This window comes from Salinispora mooreana (assembly GCF_000379065.1).
GTDB lineage: Bacteria > Actinomycetota > Actinomycetes > Mycobacteriales > Micromonosporaceae > Micromonospora > Micromonospora mooreana.
In genome coordinates this window covers 2,526,705-2,550,626 of the sequence record NZ_KB900614.1, presented here as the reverse complement: position 1 = coordinate 2,550,626, position 23,922 = coordinate 2,526,705, and the positions used below count along the sequence as shown (strand labels likewise).

The window sequence follows — 23,922 nt, the reverse complement described above, 5'->3', positions numbered from 1 at the left end:
CGGTCGATCTAGCTGCCTGGCCACCCCCACCGTCGCGCGTGGTGGGGGTGGCGCGGCGGTGGGAGGAGCCGCGCGGGCCCGGTCAGTGACTGCCGGCCCGCGCGACGCGTTCAGCCGAAGGCCTTGACGCTGTTCCAGTTGTCCCCCAGCACGATCTTCACTGGGGCGTGGGTATTGGTGGTGGACGCGTGGTAGATCCGCATCATGCCGTCCTCCCCAAATCGGGCCCACAGGTCCGGGACACTGTCCCCATTCACATCAGGGATACCGATCACCGCGTTGACGTTGGCTTCCGTCCAGCTGATGCCGTAGCGGACGTCACCATTCTGGGAGTTCGCCGCGAGCTTTATCGAATCCAGATCGACGCTGCCGGCTACTGCGCCCGGCTTCCCGTGGCGGACGTACATGTTGCCGTTGTCCAGGTTGCGCCAGAGCAGATCCGGTGTGCTGTCCAGGTCGATGTCCGCGACGTTGACGACTTCCCGGCGTTCCCAAACGTTCCCGTTCATCAGGATGGCTTCCTGGAAGCTGGCGCCGGTGTAGCCGCTCAGCGTCCAGAACGCTGTCCCGGCCCGCAGGACCAGATCAGGCAGCCCATCGCCGGTGATGTCGCCGAGGGCCTTGATCTGGGTCCAGGTCGTGGGGTCGGGTGTGTCTGGCGGAAGCAGAACGCGGAGTCGGTCGTCAACGTTGAAGGTGCCGTATCCGTCGCCGGGGTAGAGCCAGAAGCCGCCGTCCGGGGTTCGGGCGAACAGGTCCGTGGAGCCGTCACCCGGGTACACGTCGGAGTGTTTGGTGATCAGTGCGGCCTCGCCCGTTTCCGGGTCGTACCAGTGGCCGGTCGGGTTGAGCGCTCCTGATCCGGTGTAGGAGGCGGCCTGCCAGGCGTACAGTTCGCCGTCCACGTCACCCGCGTAGTTCCGTAGGTTGCCGGTGGAGTCGATGAGGAGCAGGTCGGGGATCCCATCGCCACCGGTGTCTCCGGGCCCGTCGACGGCATCGCGGGGCGGTACGTTGAAGTAGTAGTCCGTCCGGGCGCTCTTGTTGCCGACATCGTCGTAGGCGTAGACGTGCAGGGTGGTGGGGCCGGCGTGCCGGGGTTTCAGATCCGGCACGGTCGCGGTGCCGTCGGTGGCATCTACGTACGTGGTGTCGATCGCCTCAAAGGCGTAGCTAAATTTTGCTGCATCCGCGGCGGTGAAGGTGATCGGCCCGGTCTCCCCGAACTTCACGGTCGCCCAGGTGGCGCCGTCGGGGGTGGCTTCCAGGAAGACGTCACTGCTGACATCGGGCGCCGGTGGCGCCGAGGCATCGATGATGAGTTGACAGGGGGTGACGGGCGGGTTCCAGTCGGAGTGTGCGTCGGAGGTGTCCTCGGCCCGGACGTTCCACAGGTAGACGCCCTTGTCAACCAGGGTGCTGCTGGGGATCGTCAGGCTGGCCCTGCCGGCGCTGGTGGCGGTGACCAGGGTGCCGGTGGGGACGGTGGCACCACTCTTCCAGAAGCGGAAGCGCAGGCCCTTCAGGTTGCCGTCGGGGTCAGTGGCGGTCGCCGACAGGGTGAGGTCGGTCTTGGCGACCCTGACCCCGCCGGGGGTGCATGCGCCCCCGGGGGAGGTGGTGAGGCTGGTCGGGGTGTTGGGCTTGCGGTTGTATGTGACCGTAAGCGTCGCGGATTTCGCCGTGAACTTGCGCCAGGTCCAAGTATCGGACTCGCTGGTGGCCCGCATGCCCAGGTTGATGTTCGACCACCCGTTGTCGGCCCCCTGCTGGGCCGCGTTCTTCACGTTGAACTCTACGTAGTCCCCATTGCTCTTGCAGCCGCTGTAGCCGTGGGCGAACGACTTCTTCTGCTGCAGGGTCATGTAGCTGGGTTGGGCCTTCCAGGTGGTGCCGGAGGAGATGGCGCCGACGAGCCACAGCTGCATCTCCCGTTCTCTGCAGCTCGAGGAGTATTCGTTGTACACCTTGAAGGTCGCCGAGCTGACCGTAGCGCCGCGCAGGGAGCTACTGAAGCCCATCCGCCAGAACGAGCGGGTCCGGAGCGGCGTCCACTCCTCGTACCCCACCCGCGCGACGGTCGTTCCCTTGTTGAAGTTGGTGCCGTTCCAGGTGTTGGTGGTGGGGTACTGCGAGTAGACGGTCGCCCAGTCGACCACCCCGCTGTTGAGCGTCGGGTCCAGGAAGACGGGGAAGAGCGTCTCCGGATTGGTCAGGAGCCCGGTGGCAGCGGCATCGAGGTGCAGGCGGAGCGCGCCGGTGCCGTCGCCGTCCACCCGGGTGGGGAGTTGGGCGCTGCGGGCACCGGGCTCGTTGCCGCTGAGACCGCTGAGGTTCAGCACGTCGGCGGGCGTGTCGACCGCGGTGCGGATTTCGGCATCCGGGCTCTCCTGGCCAGCGGAGTCCCAGGCGAACGGGGTGGGGATCGAGCCGACTTCCTGGTCGGTCTGGTCCAGGATCTGGATCCCCCCGGTGACCGGGTCGTGGCGGAAGCGCGCGGTCTGTGATGTCAGCCCGTAGGTCACCGCGCTGGCGGCCTTGATTGTCTCGGCCGCGCGGTTCTTGACGACCAGCAACTGGCTGAATCCGCCCACGTCGCGGGCGACGACGAGCAGGTCAACGCCGGGTAGGGCATCGGGGTAGAGCGCCCGGGGGCCGTCGAGGACCGGTTCCGGCAGGTGCCCGGGCCAGGTGAAGGCGACGGTGTGGCCGTCCATCTCCGCTTCGGCCAGGACGGTTTCATCGTCACCAACGGGAGACTGACCCCCGCCCGAGCCGCCGGAGCCACCCGAACTGCTTGGCTGCCCGGCCGCACTGGTGCCGGCGGAGAATCGGACAGGGGTAGGGGCGTTTACCGGCCGGATATCGAGGCCGCCCGGGGTGGTGTCGGTGCGAGTCAGCGTGGTGTCGATCGGCGACCACCGGCCGGCGGCGTTCTTCGTCCGTTGTGGCGTGGCGTTGAAGGTGGAGCGGAGTTGTCCGTTGGGCAGCGCCCAGGTCAGTGCGGTGGCGGTGGTGGCGGTCTCGACCAGCACCTCCTCGCCAGTACGGAGTGCCTGCGCCATCGCCGCGGCCTCGTCTTTGAGCGGGACGGCCGCGATGCGGGAGACCCCCTCCGGGGATTCGTCGCTTCCCGGCCACCACGGCAGTAGGGCGGCGACGACGGCGGTCAGGAGGAGACCGAGGGTGAGGGTCAGCCGGGTGCGTGTACGCACGAACGGACTGAGCAGGCGAGGCGCGGTCACGGCGATCCCCTCCCGTGGGGGCCAGGCGGACAGAAAGGCGCGGCAAGCAGCCCCGTCGGTGGGTCGGGGGCAGAACGCGGGCACACGATCGCACGGAAACGAGCGAGTTGGGTTACCGCGAACGTTATTGACCTGTGACCCAGCGTTGTCGCTCAATGGTGGGGTCAGGCTAAATCCGCCCTTAGGAGCTATTTTGCCCGTGCTGTATGCGGAGCTTGGCCTAATTCATATTCCCGTGCCCGGCTATTTGATCTTTATCCGCTTTGTGTCAGGAGTGTCCTGTGGCCAAGACCACCTCTTTTTGGATCTTGGTTTGACTGCCGCCTTGAGCAGGGCGGGCTTATGCCGCAGAGTGCACACGCACGTGTCGCGCCCGACGCGTGTTCTGCGCGGTTTAAGCCGTGCCTTCTCTTTCGTCCTCGCGGGAGTCGACGGGTATGCGTGGTACCGGTTTGTTGTTCCGACGGCCCTCCGGCCGGCGGACCCCGACGGAGTTGGGCCGCCTGGTGGGGCCGACCCGCCGAGCCTTCGTCCTGGCGCTCACGGCAACCCTGGCGGTGACCAGCCTGCCCGCCGCCGCGTTCGCGGTACCCGGATCGGGCATGACCCGAGAGCAGGTCGAGTTGCCCGACCTGCCGGAGATCGAGCGGGTCGACCGGGACGAGGGTGCCGAGACGGACCTGACCACCGCCCCCGAGGTGCCGATCGACCCGTACGTGCCGCAGGCGGTTGACCCCTGGCAGCAGGACAGCGGCGTGGTGGACCTGACCGGTCTCGCCGCGGGCGACAGCCGGCCCGTCGATGACCTCCCGATCGCCCTCGGTGTGCCAGAGGAAGGCGACCCAGCCGACCTCGCCGGCACCTGGAATGTGGACCTGGCCGCGCCCGAGGCGTCGCAGGACGCGGGGGTCGCCGGCCTGATCATGAAGCTCACCCCGCCGGAGACCGCGGACCCGGCCGCCGAGGTCGCGCTCAGCGTTGACTACACACCCTTCGCCGACCTGTACGGCCCGCAGGCGGCCGACCGCTTCGGGGTCGTGCTGCTGCCGGACTGCGTCTATGACGACCCGGACAGCGGGGACTGTGCGACCACTGGCGGCACCGGCGGCGGCATGCCGGCGCGGACCGCTGCCCCGACTGACCTGACCGGCCCGGCCGCCGCGCGGCCTGTGCCGAGTGAGGTCGAGCTGGTGCCGGCCGACGAGGCGCCCACCAACAACTCCGCGGCGGAGGACGAGCCGACCCGGCGGGTGGTCACCGGTACGGTCCCCGTCGCCTCACTGCTCGGCGGCAACACCGCCGCTGAGAGCGCCGACGCCGCGACGAGCGCCGCTGCCGCCGAGAGCGCCGTTGCCGCGACGAGCGCCATCACGTCCTCGACAAGCTCGAGTGTGGTGGGTGTGCTGGACACCGGCGCCTCCACGGCCGGTGACTTCACCGCCACGCCCCTGCTCTCCTCGGGATCCTGGGCGGCGGGCTCCTCTTCTGGTGCGTTCACCTACGGGTACCAGGTGCAGGTGCCGGAGACCGCCGGTGGCCTGATGCCGAAGGTGAACCTCTCCTACTCCTCGCAGTCGGTGGACGGCCGTACCTCCGCCACGAACAACCAGGCGTCCTGGATCGGTGACGGCTGGGACTACAACGCGGGGGCGATCACCCGCAGCTACGCCAACTGCCGACAGGACTCGAAGAAGCCGGGATCGAACAACTCCAAGCACCGGACCGCCGACCTCTGCTGGGGCTCGCCGAACGCGACACTGTCGCTCGGGGGCATGACCACGGAGCTGGTCTGGGACAAGGACAAGCAGCGCTGGTTCACCGCAAACGGCGACGGCTCCACGGTGGAGCTGCGCACGGACACCAGCCGGGCCAACGGGGACGCGGACGGCGAGTACTGGGTCATCACCACCCGGGACGGCACGCGCTACCACTTCGGCCTGCACCGACTTCCCGGGTGGTCCGACCACGGCTCAGGCGCCGACGACCCGGTGACGAACTCGGTCCTCACCGTGCCGGTCTACGGCAACCACGCCGGCGAGCCCTGCTACAAGGCGGGCAACTGGGCCGGCTCGTTCTGCACCCAGGCCTGGCGATGGGGTCTCGACTACGTCGAGGACATCCACGGCAACGCGATGTCCCTGTGGTGGGGCAAGGAGACCAACTACTACGCCCGGAACTTCAACTTCAAGGACCCGGTCAAGTACGACCGCGGCGGCTACCTCTCCCGCATCGACTACGGGCAACGTCGGGACACCCTCTTCAGCGCAGCACCCCTGGCCCGGGTCGGATTCACCGTCGCCGAGCGCTGCTTCGACGAGGGGGAGTTGACCTGTAGCGAGAAGAACTTCACCAGCTCCAACCCCGGGAACTACCGGATCTGGTACGACACCCCGGCCAACCTGCGGTGCGCCGCGGGCGAGAAGTGCTGGAACGCGGGGCCGGCCTTCTTCACCCGCAAACGCCTCGACAAGATCACCACCTCGGCCCAGCGGCGCAGTGGCGACACCACGCTGCGGGCGGTGGACGAGTACCAGCTCACGCAGTCCTTCCCGATCCTGCTGACCGGGCCGAACACCGCGCTGTGGTTGGAGTCGATCACCCGTACCGGGTATGCCCGCAACGGCACGACCGACGAGAAGGTCACCCTCAACCCGGTGCGCTTCGAGCACAACGTCGAGGACATGCCGAACCGGGTCAAGCAGGACCACCGTCCCGGCTTCTCCCGACTGCGCATCGCCCGGGTCATCAACGAGTACGGCGGCGAGACGGTCATCAGCTACAAGCAGCCCACCGGGGACTGCGCCACCGGCACCAACCTGCCCGGCAAGGACGACACCGCCGACCTGAGGGCCAACACCCGGCTCTGCTATCCGTCGTACTGGCATCCGGACCCGGAAGCCGAGGACATCGACTGGTTCCACAAGTACGTCGTCGACAGCATCGAGGAGCTGCCCGCGATCGACGGCGCCTCCGTCGCCACCGTCACCCGCTACGACTACGGGACCCCGGCCTGGCGGCTCGCCGAGCGGGAGTTCACCAAGAAGTCGACCCGCACGTACTCCCAGTTCGCCGGCTTCGCGCAGGTCGCCGTCCGCACCGGTGACGACGAACCAGCCATCGGCAGCGCGCAGACCAAGACCGTCACCCGCTACTTCCGTGGGCTCGGCGACACCGTGTCGGTGCGGGACATCACCGGCGCTGAGATCGCCAAGGACCGCAAGCCCTTCGCGGGCCGAATCGCCGAGGAGCTGACCTACACCAGCGCCGAGGACACCGACGAGCAGTGGCTGACCCGCAGCGTCACGTACCCCGCCGCCCAGCTTCTCGCCAGCCGTGACCGCGACGACGGCCTCAGCCCGCTGGAGGCCTGGCGGGTCACCGAGCCGCGGCAGGTGGCCTATGCCCGCTCCTCCGGCACCGGCGACGACACCCGCACCGAGCGGGTCGTCGAGACGAAGACCACCTTCGAGACGACCCATGGTCTGCCCACGCACGTCGAATCCCTCGGCGACACCGAGCAGACCGGCGACGAGTCGTGCGCCTTCCTCGAGTACCACCACCGGCTGGACAAGAACCTCATCGGGCTGACCAAGCAGGTCCGCTCCAGCCCGACGACCTGTGCCGCCGCCACCTTCGACGATCTGACGACGCTGAGCTCCGCCAGCCGGGTGGCCTACGACGGCGCGGACTACGGCGTCGGTCTTGGCGACGGCACCCGCGGGCTCGCCACCCAGACCTGGTCGCTGAAGGGCGACGGCTCCGGCTTCCAGGCCGACGGCACCACCGGATTTGACGCCATCGGCCGCGTCGTGACCCGAACCGACGTGGATGGCGAGACGTCCACGATCACCTACACCCCCGCCACCGGTCAGGCCTTCGCCGTCTCCGAGGAGAACGCGCTGGGCCACCGGCAGACCCGGGAGGTGGAGCCGGGCCGGGCCGTCTCCCTCACGACCACCGACGTCAACGGTCTGGTCAGCGAGGCGAGGTACGACCCGTTGGGCCGGCTCGTCGAGGCGTGGGCACCCGGCCGTACCCCCTCCGCCGCGGCCGTCCCGGACTTCCGGGCCGAGTACGCCGTCCCAGACGGCAAGCCGCCGTACATCACCACCTTCGCGCGGGGGCACGAGGGCCGGATCGAGACCTCGGTCACGCTCTACGACGGAATGGGTCGGGAGCGGCAGAGCCAGACGGAAGCCACCGGCGGCGGTCGTCTGATCACCGACACGCTCTACAACAACTCCGGCGAGGTGTGGCAGACCCGCAACGCCTACCACGCCGACGGATCACCGATCGGGCAGCTCTTCACGCCGCTCGCCGACACCGCCGTCCCCAACGCCACCCGCTACACCTACGACGGTCTCGGCCGGGTCACCCGGGAGTTGCCGGTCCTGGACGGCGTCGAGATGCCGGCGCGGGCCACCAGCTACACCTACGGCGAGGACCACTCGACGGTCGTCAACCCGGCGGGCGCCGCGTCCTACCGCATCTTCAGCGACGCCATGGGCCGGACCACCCGGCTGGACACCTTCACCGACAGCAGCCACACCGAGTTCACCTCGATGCGGTACGAGTACGACGCGCGTGGAAACCTGGTGCAGGCCACCAACTCCGCCGACGAGGCCCACCCGTGGACCTGGACGTACGACCAGCGCGGGCGACTCGTCACCGCGGTTGACCCCAACAGCGGCACTACCCAGGTGACGTACGACCGGTTCGACCGGCAGGAGAGCGTCACCAACGGCCGCAACATCACCGTCTGGAACAGCTACGACAAGCTGCACCGCCCCACCGAGCAGCGGCTCGGGGTCAGCGACGGCACTCTGCTGGCGGCCTACACCTACGACAGCGCCCCGGGCGGCAAGGGGCTGCCGGCGACCGCCACCCGCTACACCGACGGACTGCCGTACACCCAGGCGATCGGTGGGTACACCGACAACTACCAGCCCACCTCCACCACCCTGACGTTGCCGGAGTCCATCGCCGACACCTGGGGCCTGGACACCACCTACCGGTACGACTACACGTACACCGACACCGGCCTGCCCGAGTCGACCATGCTGCCGGCTGTCGGGACTCTCCCCGCGGAGAAGCTGCTGACCCGCTACACCAGGGACGGGCTGCCCCTGTCGGTGTCGGGTAAGGACTGGTACGGCGCCGAAACCGTCTACTCGCCGTACGGGCAGGTGCTGCGCTCCACCCTCGGCGCCCAGCCGTACCGGGTGTGGACCACCGCCTCCTACGACAACGCCAGCGGCGCCCTCACCGACCAGCAGGTCCACCGGGAGCAGACCGATGACCAGAGCATCGTCGCCGCCAACCTGGTGTCGCACCGCTCCTACCGGTACGACGACGCCGGCAACGTCACCTCGATCCGTGAGCGCTCCCTCGGCCTCGAGGAGCGGCAGTGCTTCACGTACGACCCGATCGGCCAGCTGACCACGGCGTGGACGGCGACCGACCAGGAGTCCTGCGCCGCCAGCCCGGCCGGCGACACCGTCACCGCGGGCACGGACGGCGCCGGCTACTGGCAGGAGTACGAGTACGACCTGCTCGGCAACCGCACAAAGCTGGTGGAGAAGGACCTCACCGGCGACACCGCCAAGGACGCCACCACCAGCTACGAGTACGGCAAGGCCGACGGCACGCAGCCGCGCACCCTCACCAAGGTCACCAAGGACTACGTGACCTTGGACGGCGCGGAGGTCACCGCCGTCGCCGAGCGACTGTATGAGCTGACCGGCGAGACCAAGGTCGTCACCTCCGTGGAGAACGGCGACCAGCAGGTGCTCTCCTGGACCTACGACGGCAAGGTCGAGCGGATCACCGGCGCGGGCAGCAGGGGCAAGACCGCCTACGTCGGGTTGGCCGACAAGTGCATCGACCTGAGCCGGGCCATCCCGGGCGAGGCGGTTCAGCTGTACCCGTGCAATGACACGGTCGCGCAGAAGTGGACCTTCGGTCCCGTCCCCGGCCAGGCTGACGCGAACCTGGGCACCCTGTCCGTGTACGACGACTGGTGCGCCCAGCCCGCCGGCACCACGGCCGGGTCAGCCTTCGCCACGAAGGAGTGTTCCGGGTCGACCGATCAGCACCTGGAGCGCCTCTCCACCGGGCAGCTCAAACACCCCACCTCCGGCCTGTGCCTCGGGGTCAAGGACGAGGCCACCGCCGACCGCACCCCGCTGGTGCTCGTGACCTGCGACCCGGACTCCGCCGCGCAGCAGTGGGAGGCGCAGAACGAGACCCGGCACCTCTACGGGCCCGGCGGTAGCCGCCTGCTCACCATTCAGGACCAGCACGCGACGCTGCAGCTCGGCGAGTCGGTGCTGGCCGTGCGGCGAGGCGGGGCGCAGGTCAACGTCCAGCGTTCCTACCCGGCACCGGGTGGTGTGGTGATGCGGTACGCGCAACTCGCCACCAGCAGTACGGGGCTCGTCGCCCTCGCCGGTGACCATCAGGGCAGCCCGTACGCCGAGGTCGGCCTCCAGGGCGAGATGCCGGTGCGGGTCCGTAAGCAGGATCCGTTCGGTAACCAGCGCGGTACCACGCCGCTCGGCGTCAACATGCAGACCCACACCGGGTTCCTCGGCGCGGACCGGGACGACGCTTCTGGCTACACCCCGCTCGGCGCCCGGCTCTACGACCCGGTGGTGGGCCGGTTCCTCTCCGCCGACCCGGTGCTGGACATCGCGGACCCGATGCAGTCCAACGGGTACGCGTACGCCCACAACAACCCGGTGACCCACTCCGACCCGACGGGTCTGGCGGTGTCGTTGACCGCCTCGGAGAAGGCGGCGGCGCTCGCGGGCGCGGGCCTGTCGGCGGCGCAGGTCGCCCAGGCCCAGTCCGACATGAACCGTTCGTTGACGTCGGTGATTCTCAGCGCGGCCTGGGGTGTCCTGAGAGATTTCATCGGCATCAACGACGCCATGAACTGCTTCGGCGGTGACATGTGGGCGTGCGGGAGCCTCATCGTCGGGGCGATTCCGTGGACGAAGGTGACCAAGATCCCAGGGGTGCTCAAGGCAGTCAACCGGACTATCTCCGCGATTCAGGCATGGCGTACGGCGAAGCGTGTCGCCGAAGGGGTGCTACGCGCAGCCAAGGCGGCGGAGACAGCGGCACTCAACGCCAAGAAGCTGGCCATCGAGAAAGCGAAGAAGGCCGCCCAGGCTGCGAAAAAGAAAGCTGCTCAAAAGGCGCAAACAACGAGTAATAAGGCGGTCAACGCCACAAAGAAGACGGGCAACTCGGCCCAGAAGAATGCCCAGGCGAAGTCCAACCCGAAGGGGTCGTCCGCGGCCTCCAGCGGTGCCGGCAAGTCCGGTAAGTCCGGTGGTGGCTCGGGCAAATCCGGTGGTGGCTCGGGCAAGTCCGGTGGTGGCTCGGGTAAGGGTGACTCCAAGGGCGGCGGGGACTCCGGTGCGACGGCGCGCAGCAACGGCGGCTCAAGCGGCGCCGACTGCAAGGGCAACAGCTTCGTTCCCGGCACCAGGGTCCTGATGGCCGACGGCTCCACCAAGCCGGTGGAGGATGTTCAGCCGGGTGACGACGTCCTGGTCACCGACCCGGAGACGGGTGAGACCGTGGCCGAGACGGTTACCGCGGCCATCAAGGGCGACGGCGTCAAGAAGCTGGTGAAGGTCACCATCGACACCGATGGCGACCGTGGCTCGGAGACCGCCGAGATCACCGCGACCGATGGTCACCCGTTCTGGGTGCCGGAGTTGGGTGAGTGGATCGACGCCACCGACCTGCGTTCCGGCCAGTGGCTGCGGACCAGCTCCGGCACGTACGTGCAGATCACGGCGATCGACCGCTGGGATGTCCTGCAGGCCACCGTCCACAACCTCACCGTCGCCAACATCCACACGTACTATGTCGTGGCAGGGACAACTCAGGTCCTGGTTCACAACACCGGTGGCAGCGGCCACATGTGCGATATCACCGCGACAGCTCCTGACGGGAGCACGCGTGTCGATGTGAACTTGGAGAGCGGTGACATGACTCCGGAGGAGGCTGCTCTCGGATATCCCAACAATTCCGCCTTCACGCACACGGAGCATCGGTTCTCGCGTATGGCGGGTGCCTCCACAGGGCCGAAGGTTTCACTTCCGAACGATCCATTCGCTGGTAGGCACCCGTTGAGTCCTGGTGACGCGGTGACGATGCGAGGCCAGCTTCCGCCCTGTTCAAGGTGTAAGGGGGCGATGAACCGCATGGTCAGGGAATTGGGAGTATCGGTTACATATACATGGGACGGGGTCAAGGGCGCCGGAACATGGAAGGCGAGGGGCTAGCGATGAGACTTACCGCCACGGAGGTCGGGTTCTTTGAGGACTACGAGGATGAGGAGTCCCTGGAGGTAGGCGTCAGGGGGGTTGATGGCGCTGGCGTTCAGAGGTCTCTCTCGATTCAGCGATCCACCTATGAGCCAGACGAGCAAGAAGTACAGTCTGGAATGGACTCCTATAACGTCTCGAACGAGCGGGGGTTCACGGTTTACGGCTGTCTGCGGCGCGTGCAGCTTAACGGCACGCTACTGGCCCTGGAGTTCACAGCTGAGGACGCGGAGATTCTTGAAATCCCGGCTCTCGTGGAAGTGGAACTCCGTGATTCAGGAGCCGACATTGCGAACTTGTCGACGAAACTTGGTGAGATCTTGGACTGGGGTTCCACCGAGAAGCGGCCAGAACTGATCGGGCTGAATTTTTCCGAATAGAAACCTGGTGAGCGAGTTTCACCCCTCACGCTGATGCTGGCCGTTCAGAGCAATGCATATGACCTAATTTTGGTCGTTGGGCCTCGGAGTTTTGGGGCGCGGCGCGCTAACCTGGGGTGATGGGTTCTGGTGGGGTGGTTTGAGGCACTGATCGGTGTCCTGGCCTAGCCTCGATGATTCGCGACTGACGCCGGCTCCTTCGGCCTGGCGATGCTGATCGCAGTTGATCGATGTGGTCGGTTGCGGGTATGGTGGCGAGCCGTTTGTTGCTGCGGGTGTCGCTATGGTCTTGGTCAGGCGGGGATGGGGCTGGTCGCCCGTGGTTAGTAGGGGATCTTGTTGCGGAGTATGGCGAACAGGACGCCGCAGCGGCGGTTGAGTGCCGGGTTGTCGCTGATTAACGGGGTCTGGTTCATGGCGGCGATGGCGCGGCCATTGACGTCCGCTATATCCGCTTCCACGACCTGCGACACATCTGCGCCACGCTGCTGCTGGAACAGGGCGTGGACCTGGTGACGATCAAGGACCTGCTCGGCCACGCGTAGATCCACACCCTTGCCGACATCTACTCCCACGTCCGGCTTCGCCTGCAACGCCACGTCGTCGAGTCCATGAACCAGGCACTACAAGCCGACCAACCCGACGACGACACCTGCTCCGACAACTGAACCCCATCAACCGACAGCACGCGCCCCGCCGGGATTACCACCCCGGCGGGGCGCCCTTTCTACCTGGCGGGGCGTCGGTTGGTTCGTAGGGCCAGGCGAAGAACCGGTGATACAGCGTTCCCGTGGTAGTGGTGGGCATGTCCACGCACGCCTCGACAAAGAACTGGGTGAGGTAGAGCATCAGCGATACCCGCGCGCCGGCGAACTCGGCCAGCAGTTGATGTTTGCGGGTCAGGCACGGCCATACCTGCCCGCACCCGGCGCACGTCCATACGGGACGAACTGGTAGATGCATCGTCATCGCTGGCACCCTTTCGGCGGCGTCGTGGGCTACGGTGGGAGGACCGGGCCGCAGCACTGGGGTCGAGGCGAGTGCCGATCGCCAAACCCCTGGTCCCGGCCCTCCCGAAACGGGCGCCAGCCAGGTTCGGACTCGATGCACGTCCCCGCTGGGCCTGCCACCCAGGATCAGGGGAGACAGATGACCATGGAAGCAGGCGAGGGTTTTCCCCCGTCTACAGACACCCCCGCCGGCCTCGGCGCTCACCTGCGAGCCGCCCGTGAAGCCGCCGGACACAGCCTCGCCGGTATGGCCGCTCTCACCCACTTCAGTAAGCCCTACCTCAGCCTCGTTGAGACGGGCCGCCGCCAGGCGACTCCCGATATCGTTGAACGCTACGAACATGCCCTCGGTGTACCGATCGGCACCCCAGCCGACCCGGTCCGCCGCACCCACGAATGGCTCCTGGACAACCACCCGCCCGCCACCGGCTGCCTACGCGCCGGCCGCCGCATCGGCGCAACCCTGATCCGAACGTTGGAAGCCCGGGTGATCGACCTCCGCCACCTGGACGACACGGTCGGCAGCCGCACCCTGCTCCCCGTCATCCGCGCCGAACTCGACCACGCCGAACACCTCGCCCGCACTGCCTCCTACACCGACGCCTCCGGTAGACGGCTGTACACCGTGATCGGTGAACTGGCCCAACTCGCCGGCTGGGTCGCCAGCGACGCCGGCAACTACTCCGACGCGCAACGCCTCTACCTATCCGGCGTCACCGCCGCCGACGCGGCAGGCGACCGGGCACTCGGCGCGCAACTGCTGTCCAGCCTCGCCTACCAGATCACCAACATCGGCAAACGCGACGACGCCCTGCTCATCGCCCGCTCCGCCGTCACCGGCACCCCGCACGCCACCCCGCTCGTGCGGGCGCTGCTGCTGGAACGCCTCGCCTGGGCCGCCGCCCGAGCCCGCGACACTGACACCACCCGCCGCGCCCTCGACGCCGTCAACGACGCCTACGACCAGCGTTCCGACGGCAACGCCGAACCCGAATGGGTGTACTGGCTCAACCAGACCGAGATCGACGTCATGGCCGCCCGCTGCCTCATCGAACTCGGCACCCCAGCCGCCGCCGAACCCCTACTCACCCGAGCACTCGCCGGCTACAACCACGACCACGCCCGCGAAGTCGCCCTCTACCAAACCTGGCTCGCCGAAGGCCACGCCAAAGCCGGCAACCTCGACGCCGCCCGCGCCGTCCTGCACCGCATCGACACCACCGCCATCGACGCCGGCTCCACCCGCCTGCACCGCCGCATCACCGCCGTCGACCGCCTCATCAACCGCCGCGCACAGAAGAAGAAGCCCGCCAACACCACCAGACCGACCGAGTAGACACCCAGCCCGTCGCCCCGCGCAGCCCGACGTGCCCCCACGTTGCTGTCACGACTGCTGTCAAAACCGCCCACAAACGATGAACCGCCGACCGGCGGTTGAGCGAAAGCCCAGCTCACCGCCAAGACCGAACCCATGACATCGCCGCAGCCACCGTAGCAAGGCCACACGTACTATGTGATCGCCGGCAACACCCCGGTCCTCGTCCACAACTGCGGCGGCGAAGCGATCGTGCATCTTGATCGGCAGGCGGGTCATGCTTCGATTACTGTCCGGCATGGCGATGATGCTCTTCATACTGAGCAGGCTGGTAGACCCGGAACACGTGCAGTTGCTCAGGAGTTCGCGGGTGAGCTGTCTAACTTTAGGCTTGACGTTCGTATTCCTCTCCCGAATGCCAGCCGCGCAAGGTCCTACCAGGACGTGACACTCGGGCAGGATCTGGGAGCTTATGATGAAATGACTAGGAGTTGTATCACCTACTGTGCCGAGGTGCTGCGGCAAGGGGGAGTTAAGGGGGTTCCGATAGACGAGGGAAGCGTCGCGATTACCAAGTGGCTACTTCGGCAGCACGCATAGTCGCCGCAACGACTCTTGACAGATACGGAGGCAAATCCAATGCCCTTGCCGGATGGTTGGGAGTGGCTGGACGAAGTCCCATCAGGATGGTCTCCACCTGCGGAATTGCGAGTTCCGACAGGGGTGGTCCGAGTTGACCTGCCGATCATGATGCTATCGAGTAGCGCCTTAGGGAATGACCTCATCGATTTGGTTGGACAGCTATTGAGCGAAAGTGCTCGCTTCAGTATGTGGTTTGGATCCGAGGCGAAGAGAAGAGTTTCATCGCCGAATCAGTTGGCGGTGTTGTCGCTGACGACAAACGAACAGCTCCATCGCGTCTACGAGGCCTGGGTGCCTTATATCAATGCATGTGAGGAATCTGGTGGGAAGGTGGGACGAATTGATTCTGAGGAGCGTTCTCTGAGGCAAGCACTGCTTGATGCTATTAGCAATATCGCCAAGACTCGAGAGCGCTTCGATCGCATCGAGTAGGCTGCCGATGGGCCTTTCGGTTCGCAAGTACGAATCGACTGGGTTAAGCCTTGGCTTGGTGCAGAAAGTGGCTGAGGTGGATTCGGATGCCACTACGCATAGTGGCGAACGTCTACCACGGTGCCTGGTCGTTAGCCCGCGTTGCCGTCACGGTTGCCGTCAGCGGCATTTGTCTGATCTAGATCAATCAATGCTTGTTCGCGGGGTCAGGGCCGTGCCTGAGACCTTCGGTGGCGTGCCGCGTAGCGGCGCGGCGTCGATCCCCGGAAGTGATCGCCGGGGTGATTGTGAAGGGATCGTCGCGGCCTTTTGCCGGTGGATCGACCGGCCCTGAACGAGCGGTTGCGTGTTGGTGGGCGTGCGCGCGGGGCCGGTACGGCTGTAGCGCGTGCGCGACCCGGCTCTGCCGGGCCGTTCTTGATCCTGTAAAGCAGTTTTGAGCCAGTCGGATCTTGGCCGAGGGCCTTGGTCTGGCTGGCTTACTGCTTTGGTGCGCGGTTGCGGCTGCTGCGGGGACGCTTGGCGGGCGGCGCGGGCTGGTCGTCGTTGCTGGGCCTGCGGAGGTGTGCGGGCTGTTGGGCGAAGTGGCCTAGGTCGGCTTGGTATTTGATCACTTCGTCGATGAGGTCGTTGTCGTGTCGGCGTGGCGTAGCAGGTCGTGTAGGGCTGCGTTCTTGTCGTCGGTGGTGCGGGCGTGGTGGTAGCGGATGGTGATGGCTTGTTGGTCGGTGAGGTAGGCGGCGACTCGGTGTCGGAGGTCGGGGTCGTCGATGGGTTCGCGGAGGACACCGCCGCGTAGGAGGTCGAAGGCGTCGGGGTGGACGAAGGTGCCTTTGCCGGCGACGCTGTAGGTGATGCGCCGGTGTTGGAGTTCGCGTAGCGGGCGTTGGGCGGTCATGGAGGCCACGGCGTAGAGGTCGGCCATCTTGCGGGCGGACGGTAGTGGGTCGTTGGGGTTGAGGCGTCCGACGCGGATCTGGTCGATGCGCAGGCGCAAGGTAGGAGCCTGGTCGGCCCGGCGGGACAGCTCCACCAACGCGGTGGAGATGTGCAGGCAGACACGGGCTAACTGTCGCCTGGTTCCTCAATCAGGGAGAGCGCGCCTGACGGGCAGAGTTCGACGGCCTCGCGGGCGCGGTGGGCGGCTTCGCCTTCGGGGTGTTTGGTGACGAGCATGACGATGCCGTCGTCGTGCTGGTCGAACACGGTCGGGTCGGTCAGGACGCACTGGCCGGCCCCGATGCAGACGTCGGTGTTCGCGTCGATTCGCATGTGGTCCTCCGTTACCAGGCGACGGGGAGTTTTTCGGCGCCGTAGACGAACGCGTCGGACTTGAACGGGATGTCGTCGAGCGGTGCGGCCAGGCGGAGGGTGGGGATGCGGCGGAACAGGGTGTCGAAGACGATTTGCAGCTCCATGCGGGCCAGGGTTTGGCCGATGCACTGGTGCGGGCCGAAGCCGAAGGCGACGTGGTGGCGCGCGCCGCGTTCGAGGTCGATCCGGTCTGGGTCGGTGAAGACCGTCGGGTCGTGGTCGGCGGCCAGCCCGGAGATGACGACTCCGTCGCCGGCGTTGATGGTGGTGTCGCCGAGCTGTACGTCCTCGGTGGCCACGCGGGCGGTGACCGTGTCGGCGATGGTGAAGTAGCGCAGTAGCTCCTCGACGGCCGGTGGTGTCTTCTCCGGGTCATTTTTGATCATGGCTAGCTGGTCGGGGTGTTGGAGCAGCCCCACGACGCCGAGGGAGATCATGTTCGCGGTGGTCTCGTGGCCGGCGATGAGCAGGAGGAAGGCCATACTGACCAGGCTCGTGCGATCGAAGGTGCCGGCGGCGTGTTGTTTGGCGATCTGCCGGCCGAGTAGGTCGTCGGTGGGGTCGGTGAGCTTGCGGTCGATCAGGGTGCCGAGGTAGGTGTTCAGTTCCTCCTGGATCCGACCCCGAGCCTCTGGCGGTGTGGTGTGGCGGAGCAAGGGGCCGGTGAGGCCCTGGAAGAAGTCGTGGTCGGCGTAGGGGACGCCGAGTAGTTCGCAGATGACCAGCGACGGCACCGGCAGCGACAGCGCTTCGACCAAGTCGGCGGAGCGTTGCTCGGAAGACAGCATCTCGTCGATGTGCTGGTCGACAATCTGCTGGATTCGTGGCCGCAGCCCGGCCATCCGCCGGACGGTGAACTCGCCCATCAGGGCCCGCCGCGTCTGGGCGTGCTCGGCGCCATCCATGCCGAGCATGGAGGTGGGCTGGTCCTGCAACTGCTTTCTGGTCTCCGGGTCGGTGCTGACGAACGGGAAGTTGTCCCTGCGGCGGTCGGAGGAGAATCGCCGGTCGGCCAGGACGGTGCGTCCCAGCTCGTGTCCGGCGATCCACCATGCTTCGCGGCCGGTCGTCAGACGGACCTTGGCGATCGGGGAGTGTTCCCTGATCTGTTCGTATTCGGCGGGTGTGCTGAAGGGGCATCCACGTGCGACGGGAAACTCGGCGTCGGTGACCTTGCCGGAGGCAGCACCGGTCGTAGCGGTCGAGGCGGTCCCTGTCGTAGTGATCGAGGCAGTCTCTGGCATGGCGATCGTCACCTCGCAGAAGTGGATGTTGTCCCGTCCGCTCGGCCTCAGGCTAGCCGGACGGTGGCGCTCCGTCCATGCCTGACCGTCGATGGCTTGGCTGGTCTGTCTACCGGCCGGCCGGGCCGGAGGTCTGGTCCGGCCCGGGCGGGCCGACAGTGGACACCTATCCGATCCGGGTCGCTTCGATGGTGGTGCTCGTGCGCGCCGTACGGAAAGTGGAGATCACCGCGGTCGCGGCGAGCGCGAGGCTCGTGGCGAGGATCAGGTAGTAGGACGGGGGCAGCCAGGTGATTGTTCGTCGGCCTTCGGTGAGGCCGGCGATGAGGCACCAGGCGGTGAGGATTCCCAGTCCGACGCAGAGCGCGAAGACCGTGGCGAGCGGCAGGGCGGCTTCGGCGACGATGACACGGCGTACGGTCGATGCGGGCATTCCCATGAGGCGGAGCAGGCCGAGTACCCGTTTGCGGTCCAGGATGGCGGCGATGCTGGAGACGGCGAGGGAGACCGCGGAGATCAGGGTGGCCACGAGTACGCCCAGGTGGCCGAGGTTGGCGTAGCGGTCGGCCCAGGTGTGCAGCCGGGCGCTCTCGTGGTCGGCCTGGGTCCTGGGTGGTGATGACAGGTCTAGCTTGCTACCGAGGATTGCGGTGCGGGCGCGTTCGACCGAATGCGTCGTGCCGTCGGTGGCGACGACCAGAATCCCCGGCCTGGGGTCCGGTGTGGCCGCTGGGCGGGTGACCAGCGGGCCGTCGCCGAAGAAGCCGCCGGTGACCTGGATGTGGCTGGCGCCCTCGGGGGTGGGCAAGCCGACGAGGGCGGCGTCAGCGGCGGTGAAGACGGATCCGCTCTCGGGGTGGGAGTAGCCGATCGCGGTCGCGGTGACTCCGTCGGTGCGGGCGATCCGGGATGCTGCGGCGGTGACCGCGGTGATCCCGGACGCCGCTGCGCTGGCATCGTCCGGCGGCGAGCTGAGCGAGGCGATCAGGGTGGTGGGCGAGAGATGCGCGGAGTCTTCGGTGAGCGACTCCTCGGCGACGGTGGTGATCCCGGCGGAGAAGACCGAGACCAGGAAGATGGCGGCGACCAGGCCGCTGACCGCGCGGAAGGTGGCCCGTGGGTGTTGTTGGATGCGGTTCATCGCGATCACCCCGGCGGTGCGGTGCGCACCGCGGGCCGCGATCCGAGCGATCCAGTAGGTGAGCACCGGCCCGGCGGCCATCAGCCCGACCAGGAGCAGGACGAAACCGGCGATGAGGATCCGGTCGGTATGGGGGAGTGGGGTGTGCCGCAGGGCGGCGGTCGTGGCGCCCAGCAGCACCACCACACCGGCGATGAGCGGCACTATGCCGAGGGCGGTGGGGCGGCGCTCGGTTCGCTCCCGGCTGCCACCGAGGGGCCCGATCCGGGCCCGGCTGGTGCGCCACCCGGCGACGGCGGTGCAGCCGGCCACGACACTCGCGACGACGATGAGCACGGTGCTCGGCGGCACGGTCAGGTCGGTGCGGAACAGTCGGCCGTCGTCTATTTCGACCAGGGCGGCGACCGGGATGAGCAGCCACGCCAGGGCCACCCCGGCCAGGGCGCCCACGAGGCTGGTCACGCCGGTTTCGGTGGCGGCGATGGCGGCGACCCGGCGGGGGGTGGCGCCGATGAGGCGTAGGGCGGCGAAGCGTTCGGCGCGGGTGGCCGCGCCGAGGCGGGTGACGATGCCGACCAGGATCAGGACGGGGAGCAGAATGGCGATGGCGCCGATGATGGTGATGGTGCGGTAGTTGCTGCTGGGATAGGAAACCCCGCGGAACTCCGTGACCGACCAGGCGCCCCCGCCGAGGAGGACGCTTCCCGCCCTGCCATACCCGGATGAGCGTAGGTTCTCGGTCGTCGTCCCGGTCACGACAACCAGGGAGTCCGGGCCCGCGAGGCCCGCCTCGTCGATGGAGCCGGCCCGGGTGCCGTACCGGGAACCGAGGATGTCGGTGGGGTTCGCCTCGATGAGGGCGGTCAACGCGGGGGAGGCGTGATAGGTGCCGGCCGCCGGGGGCTGCCCGACTCCGGGTACGACCACGGTCGAGTCCGGCGTCGCGACGATGTCGACTCTGACGATTTCCCTCCCGTCAAAGTGCTCCAGGCTGGTCGCCGCCAGCACGGACCCGGCGGTCGGCGCGGCGGCAGCGGGGTCCGGGACCTGGGTCAACTCGCCGTGGTGCAGGTCGGGCCAGCTGAGGCGTTCGGAGCGAGAGGTGATTCCGCCGTAGGCGCCAAGGAGCAGCAGCAGTAGGGCGACCCCGACCGCGATGCCGCCGGCCATGCCGACCAGCCGCCCGGCTGCCCCGCGGCCCTCCGCCGTGACGAGTCTCGTCAGGGTGAACAGCCTCATCGGTACGCCCCTCCGACCGTGATCTGTCCATCGCGGACGACGACTTCCCAGTCGGCGTAGGCGGCCGTACGTGGGTCGTGGGTGGTGAGGATGACGGCCGTGTTGGCGTCTCGCGCCGCCTCGGTGAGCGCGAGCATCACCGTCTCGGCGGCGAGTGAGTCCAGTGATCCGGTCGGCTCGTCGGCGAAGAGCATGGTCGGCGTGGTGGCCAGGGCTCGGGCGACGGCGACCCGCTGCGCCTGCCCGCCGGAGAGCTGCCCCGGCAGCTTTCGGGAGCACTCGGCCAGGCCGAGCCGGTCGAGCCAGGAGTCAGCCCGGCGGCGGGCCTCGCGGCGTTTCACGCCGGCCAGCAGGAGGGGAATCGTCACGTTGTCCACCGCGGTCAGGTCGGGCAGGAGCTGCCCGTATTGAAAGACGAATCCGAATTTGTCCAGGCGGAGCCGGGACCGGCCCGTCTCGTTGAGGTCGGTGAGGCGAACCGTGTCGTAGTCCACGGTGCCCTCGTCTGGGACCAGGACCCCGGCGAGCACATGGAGGAGGGTGGATTTTCCTGACCCGGACGGGCCGGTTACGGCGATGATTTCGCCGGCGTGGCAGTCCAGGTCGACGCCGCGCAGGGCTTCGGTCAGCCCGAACGCGAGCCGCAGCCCCCGCGCCCGCAGGAGGGGAGCCGACCCGCCCTCGGGGGCGCGCGCCGACGTACTGATGGTCTCCACCTTGTTCACTTCTTTACCTCGGCTTGTAGCTGGGAGAGGCGGGCCGCGGTCAGGTCGATCCAGCGCAGGTCCGCCTCGATGTGGAACAGGGCGTGGTCGCAGGCGAGGACGACGGCGAGGCCCGCTCCCCGCTTCTCGTTGGTCAATTCCCGCATCCGCGCCATGTGCCGGCTTCGTTGCAGGTCCAGCAGCCGGCCGGCGTCGTCGCCGAGGAGCAGCGCGATGATTGTCTTGGCGAAGAGGTCGCTCTGCAGGGTCTCCGACGGCACCTCGGGGGTGAAGATCCACTCCAGCACCCGGGCGCGGCCGGCGGGAGTGATCCCGTAGCGCTTGCGCTCCGGGCCGGCGCCGGCCTCGGCGCCGATCGCGACGATCCAGCCGTTGCGCATCAGCCGGGTCAGGGTGGTGTAGACCTGCCCGAACGCCAGCGGTTTCTTCAGCCCGAACCAGCGGTCGTACCGGCCTTTCAGGTCGTAGCCGTAGCTCGCACCGGTGCCGAGGAGACCGAGGAGGGTTGTCGTGTTATCCACGCCCCGGGACTCTATACACGCGACATCTACACGTGCAACCTACTGTGGCTGGTGGTCCGCCGGGGGCGGTGGCCGCAGGGGTCGCGGCGGATCGTCAACTTACGGTTGACGGCAAGTCTCCGTCAACCTATGGTTGACGCATGACGGAACCATTGATGACGACCCACCCGGTACGCCTCGACGAGCTGATCGACCACATCAAGCAGGGGCGCACCAGCGCGCTGGACCAACTCGCCGACGCGGTCCTGGCCGGCGAACACCTCGGCGAAGTGGCCGACCATCTGATCGGCCACTTCGTTGACCAGGCCCGACGCTCGGGCGCCTCGTGGACCGAGATCGGTCGCAGCATGGGCGTCAGCAAGCAGGCCGCCCAGAAGCGTTCGGTGGCAAAGGTGGCGACGGCCGCGGCGCTGGAGTCGGATGGCGGCTTCAGCCGGTTCACCACCCGGGCCCGCAACGTCGTCGTCGCCTCCCAGGAGGAGGCGCGCGCCGCCGGAAACGCCGAGATCGGTCCGGCGCACCTGGCGTTGGGTCTGCTGGTCGATCCGGACGCACTCGCCCCGCAGCTGATCAAGGCGCGTGGGGTGTCCCTGGACCGGCTCCGGGACGCGGTCGCGGCGACCCTGCCGCCGCGTGTCGCGCAGGTCCCGGACCTGATCCCGTACGACGCACGGGGCAAGAAGGTGCTGGAGCTCACCTTCCGGGAGGGGCTTCGACTCGGCCACAATTACCTCGGTACCGAGCACATCGTGCTCGCCCTGCTCGAGGAGGAGGGCGGCGACGGCGTGCTCACCGGCCTCGGCCTCGAGAAGGAGGGGCTGGCGGCCGCGATCCAGGGTGCACTCGCCGCGCTCGCCCGCAAGAGCTAGGCGAGGCAGAGAGGGGAGACATGACAGGGCAGTCGTTGAGCATCGCGGTGGCACAGCCACGGTGCGTCGCGTACGACGTGCTGGTCAACGCGGAGGCGCACGCGGCGGCTGTCCGGGTGGCGGACGCGCGAGTGGTGGTGTTTCCCGAGATGTCGCTGACCGGCTACGAACTGGACGCGCTGCCAGTCGCCCCCGGCGACGAACGGCTGGCCCCCATCGTCAACGCCTGTGCCGACACCGGGGCGCTGGCACTCGTCGGCGCCCCGGTGCCGGGGCCGGGCATCGGCGTGCTGGCGGTGGACGGGGAGGGCGCGCGGGTGGCCTACCGGAAGGTCCACCTGCACGGTCCGGAGACTCTCCACTTCGTCCCCGGCGAGCCGGCCGTGATCGACGTGGACGGATGGCGGCTGGGGCTCGCCGTTTGCCGTGACACCGGCGTCCCCGAGCACGCCGCGCAGACGGCCGCGCTCGGGATTGACGGCTATGTGGCCGGGGTCGTGCACGCCGAGGACGAGGCCGAGCTGCTGGGTGAGCGGGCCCGTCGGGTCGCCGCCGACCACGGCATCTGGGCGGCCACTGCGGCCTTCGCCGGCCCGACCGGTGGCGGCTTCGCCCGAACGTCCGGCCGCTCGGGCATCTGGTCCGCTGCCGGGGAGCTGGTCGCCGAGGCGAGCGCAGCCCCCGATGATCTGGCCCGCACGGTCTTCGCCAGGAGGGTGCGCTGACGCGGCCGGGTCAGCACGGGGTGATCCGCAGGTGGCTGGTGGTTCCTCCTGGTTGACAGTGAGTGGCGCTGGACCACGCCCGGTCGGGGCTGAGTGCAGCTCGCTCAGACGCCGGTGGTGATGCAGAACGGGTGACCGGCGGGGTCCAGCAGCACTCGCCATCGATCCGGCTGCGGCTGGGTTGGGGGCTCGGTGGCGCCCAGGGCGAGTAGTCGGGTTTGGGCGGCGTCGAGGTCGTCAACGGCCAGGTCGAGGTGAGCCTGCTTCTCCTGGGATGGGTCCGGCCAGGTAGGAGGCGTGTATCCGGCCAGCCGGCTGAAGCCGAGTCCGGGAACGCCCTCCTCGCCGAGGAGGGCGAACTCGTCGGAGGAGTAGGTGATGGGCAGGCCGAGAGCGCTGCTGTAGAAGCGCGCCAGCGCGATCGGGTCGGGGCAGTCGAAGGTGACGGCGACGTAGCGGGCCGTGGCTGCCGAGGTGGCGTCGGTGCTCATGGCGGAGACGGTACTCCGGGGTTCACTGTGGGCAGGGATACTCCTGGAACGTCTTGAAGCCGCTGCGGCTGCCGACCATGGTGGGCTCACCCTGGCAGTCCTCGTGGAGGCTTCCCACCATGGTGGTGTGCGACGGGTCGGAGTAGAAGGTCGTGTAGCACTCGTGGCCGAACGTGCAGGCGCGAGCCGACGCGGGTGCGGCGGGCGAGACGAGGACGGCGGTGGCGAGGAAGGCCAGGACGACGAAGAGACGTCGGATCATGGTGGTGCACCTCCGGTGCTGC

Annotated in this window: 18 protein-coding genes and 1 pseudogene; 7 read left to right on the top strand and 12 right to left on the bottom strand. The window is 67.9% G+C overall.

What is annotated here, in order from left to right; translation table 11 throughout:
• Positions 1–110 precede the first annotated feature (110 nt).
• Positions 111–3,245: a DNRLRE domain-containing protein gene (locus tag SALPAC6_RS0112035; protein WP_018253669.1), complete on the bottom strand. Its 3,135-nt coding sequence runs from the start codon at positions 3,243–3,245 to the stop codon at positions 111–113.
• 437 nt (positions 3,246–3,682) lie between these two features.
• On the opposite strand from SALPAC6_RS0112035, the gene SALPAC6_RS0112030 reads away from it, so the two are divergent.
• On the top strand, positions 3,683–11,548 hold the full coding sequence (locus SALPAC6_RS0112030) for an RHS repeat-associated core domain-containing protein (RefSeq protein WP_018253668.1): 7,866 nt from the start codon (positions 3,683–3,685) through the stop codon (positions 11,546–11,548).
• 2 nt (positions 11,549–11,550) lie between these two features.
• Entirely contained in the window at positions 11,551–11,970 is a 420-nt protein-coding gene (locus SALPAC6_RS0112025; protein ID WP_223874222.1) for an Imm10 family immunity protein, read from the top strand.
• A gap of 323 nt (positions 11,971–12,293) precedes the next feature.
• Here the strand turns inward: SALPAC6_RS0112025 and SALPAC6_RS29390 are convergent, their stop codons facing one another.
• Positions 12,294–12,509 carry a hypothetical protein gene (locus tag SALPAC6_RS29390; protein WP_162561478.1) on the bottom strand — a complete coding sequence of 72 codons (216 nt, stop codon included), beginning with the start codon at positions 12,507–12,509 and terminating at the stop codon, positions 12,294–12,296.
• Between SALPAC6_RS29390 and SALPAC6_RS27650 the strand changes: the two are divergent.
• Positions 12,408–12,638: pseudogene (locus tag SALPAC6_RS27650) on the top strand (tyrosine-type recombinase/integrase); the annotation flags it as partial. The gene SALPAC6_RS29390 and the pseudogene SALPAC6_RS27650 overlap by 102 nt on opposite strands.
• A 34-nt stretch (positions 12,639–12,672) precedes the next feature.
• On the opposite strand, the gene SALPAC6_RS27645 reads toward SALPAC6_RS27650, so the two are convergent.
• Complete coding sequence (locus SALPAC6_RS27645) at positions 12,673–12,939, bottom strand: hypothetical protein (protein ID WP_018253665.1); 267 nt, start codon at positions 12,937–12,939, stop codon at positions 12,673–12,675.
• A gap of 180 nt (positions 12,940–13,119) precedes the next feature.
• Between SALPAC6_RS27645 and SALPAC6_RS0112010 the strand changes: the two genes are divergently transcribed.
• Complete coding sequence (locus tag SALPAC6_RS0112010; protein WP_026189591.1) at positions 13,120–14,316, top strand: helix-turn-helix domain-containing protein; 1,197 nt, start codon at positions 13,120–13,122, stop codon at positions 14,314–14,316.
• A gap of 60 nt (positions 14,317–14,376) precedes the next feature.
• Here SALPAC6_RS0112010 and SALPAC6_RS0112005 read toward each other — a convergent pair whose 3' ends face one another.
• A complete protein-coding gene (locus tag SALPAC6_RS0112005; RefSeq protein ID WP_018253663.1) occupies positions 14,377–14,613 on the bottom strand; it encodes a hypothetical protein in 237 nt (78 codons plus the stop codon).
• Positions 14,614–14,910: 297 nt separating this feature from the next.
• On the opposite strand from SALPAC6_RS0112005, the gene SALPAC6_RS29385 reads away from it, so the two are divergent.
• Positions 14,911–15,369: a hypothetical protein gene (locus SALPAC6_RS29385; protein ID WP_162561477.1), complete on the top strand. Its 459-nt coding sequence runs from the start codon at positions 14,911–14,913 to the stop codon at positions 15,367–15,369.
• A 610-nt stretch (positions 15,370–15,979) separates the two neighbouring features.
• Here SALPAC6_RS29385 and SALPAC6_RS0111995 read toward each other — a convergent pair.
• The 6 genes from SALPAC6_RS0111995 to SALPAC6_RS0111970 all read right to left on the bottom strand — a co-directional run bounded on the left by SALPAC6_RS0111995 (position 15,980) and on the right by SALPAC6_RS0111970 (position 21,553).
• Positions 15,980–16,366 (bottom strand): GntR family transcriptional regulator, encoded by a 387-nt coding sequence (locus tag SALPAC6_RS0111995; protein ID WP_223874221.1) that lies wholly within the window; start codon positions 16,364–16,366, stop codon positions 15,980–15,982.
• Between the two features lie 68 nt (positions 16,367–16,434).
• Positions 16,435–16,641 carry a (4Fe-4S)-binding protein gene (locus SALPAC6_RS0111990; RefSeq protein ID WP_018253661.1) on the bottom strand — a complete coding sequence of 69 codons (207 nt, stop codon included), beginning with the start codon at positions 16,639–16,641 and terminating at the stop codon, positions 16,435–16,437.
• A gap of 11 nt (positions 16,642–16,652) precedes the next feature.
• Positions 16,653–17,927 (bottom strand): cytochrome P450, encoded by a 1,275-nt coding sequence (locus SALPAC6_RS0111985; protein ID WP_018253660.1) that lies wholly within the window; start codon positions 17,925–17,927, stop codon positions 16,653–16,655.
• Positions 17,928–18,093: 166 nt separating this feature from the next.
• A complete protein-coding gene (locus tag SALPAC6_RS0111980; protein ID WP_018253659.1) occupies positions 18,094–20,307 on the bottom strand; it encodes an ABC transporter permease in 2,214 nt (737 codons plus the stop codon).
• The gene (locus SALPAC6_RS0111975; RefSeq protein WP_018253658.1) at positions 20,304–21,032 is read right to left on the bottom strand and encodes an ABC transporter ATP-binding protein; all 729 of its coding nucleotides are present in this window, start codon (positions 21,030–21,032) and stop codon (positions 20,304–20,306) included. The genes SALPAC6_RS0111980 and SALPAC6_RS0111975 overlap by 4 nt, the downstream gene beginning before the upstream one ends.
• On the bottom strand, positions 21,029–21,553 hold the full coding sequence (locus SALPAC6_RS0111970) for a PadR family transcriptional regulator (RefSeq protein WP_018253657.1): 525 nt from the start codon (positions 21,551–21,553) through the stop codon (positions 21,029–21,031). The genes SALPAC6_RS0111975 and SALPAC6_RS0111970 overlap by 4 nt, the downstream gene beginning before the upstream one ends.
• Before the next feature lie 140 nt (positions 21,554–21,693).
• Between SALPAC6_RS0111970 and SALPAC6_RS0111965 the strand changes: the two genes are divergently transcribed.
• Positions 21,694–22,422, top strand: a complete 729-nt coding sequence (locus SALPAC6_RS0111965; protein WP_020493576.1) for a Clp protease N-terminal domain-containing protein — start codon at positions 21,694–21,696, stop codon at positions 22,420–22,422.
• Positions 22,423–22,442: 20 nt separating this feature from the next.
• On the top strand, positions 22,443–23,147 hold the full coding sequence (locus SALPAC6_RS0111960; protein ID WP_018253655.1) for a carbon-nitrogen hydrolase family protein: 705 nt from the start codon (positions 22,443–22,445) through the stop codon (positions 23,145–23,147).
• 104 nt (positions 23,148–23,251) lie between these two features.
• Here the strand turns inward: SALPAC6_RS0111960 and SALPAC6_RS0111955 are convergent, their stop codons facing one another.
• Together SALPAC6_RS0111955 and SALPAC6_RS0111950 are read right to left on the bottom strand one after the other, a co-directional pair.
• Entirely contained in the window at positions 23,252–23,638 is a 387-nt protein-coding gene (locus tag SALPAC6_RS0111955; RefSeq protein ID WP_018253654.1) for a VOC family protein, read from the bottom strand.
• A 22-nt stretch (positions 23,639–23,660) separates the two neighbouring features.
• Complete coding sequence (locus tag SALPAC6_RS0111950) at positions 23,661–23,900, bottom strand: DUF6289 family protein (protein WP_018253653.1); 240 nt, start codon at positions 23,898–23,900, stop codon at positions 23,661–23,663.
• Between the last annotated feature and the right edge of the window lie 22 nt (positions 23,901–23,922).

What these genes read in the sequence shown, in the direction of transcription:
- SALPAC6_RS0112030 (WP_018253668.1), top strand. Translation starts at nt 3,683, where the DNA reads ATGCGTGGTACCGGTTTGTTGTTCCGACGGCCCTCCGGCCGGCGGACC.
- SALPAC6_RS0112025 (WP_223874222.1), top strand. Translation starts at nt 11,551, where the DNA reads ATGAGACTTACCGCCACGGAGGTCGGGTTCTTTGAGGACTACGAGGAT.
- SALPAC6_RS27645 (WP_018253665.1), bottom strand. Translation starts at nt 12,939, where the DNA reads ATGACGATGCATCTACCAGTTCGTCCCGTATGGACGTGCGCCGGGTGC.
- SALPAC6_RS0112010 (WP_026189591.1), top strand. Translation starts at nt 13,120, where the DNA reads ATGACCATGGAAGCAGGCGAGGGTTTTCCCCCGTCTACAGACACCCCC.
- SALPAC6_RS0112005 (WP_018253663.1), bottom strand. Translation starts at nt 14,613, where the DNA reads ATGAAGAGCATCATCGCCATGCCGGACAGTAATCGAAGCATGACCCGC.
- SALPAC6_RS0111990 (WP_018253661.1), bottom strand. Translation starts at nt 16,641, where the DNA reads ATGCGAATCGACGCGAACACCGACGTCTGCATCGGGGCCGGCCAGTGC.
- SALPAC6_RS0111985 (WP_018253660.1), bottom strand. Translation starts at nt 17,927, where the DNA reads ATGCCAGAGACTGCCTCGATCACTACGACAGGGACCGCCTCGACCGCT.
- SALPAC6_RS0111980 (WP_018253659.1), bottom strand. Translation starts at nt 20,307, where the DNA reads ATGAGGCTGTTCACCCTGACGAGACTCGTCACGGCGGAGGGCCGCGGG.
- SALPAC6_RS0111965 (WP_020493576.1), top strand. Translation starts at nt 21,694, where the DNA reads ATGACGGAACCATTGATGACGACCCACCCGGTACGCCTCGACGAGCTG.
- SALPAC6_RS0111960 (WP_018253655.1), top strand. Translation starts at nt 22,443, where the DNA reads ATGACAGGGCAGTCGTTGAGCATCGCGGTGGCACAGCCACGGTGCGTC.
- SALPAC6_RS0111955 (WP_018253654.1), bottom strand. Translation starts at nt 23,638, where the DNA reads ATGAGCACCGACGCCACCTCGGCAGCCACGGCCCGCTACGTCGCCGTC.
- SALPAC6_RS0111950 (WP_018253653.1), bottom strand. Translation starts at nt 23,900, where the DNA reads ATGATCCGACGTCTCTTCGTCGTCCTGGCCTTCCTCGCCACCGCCGTC.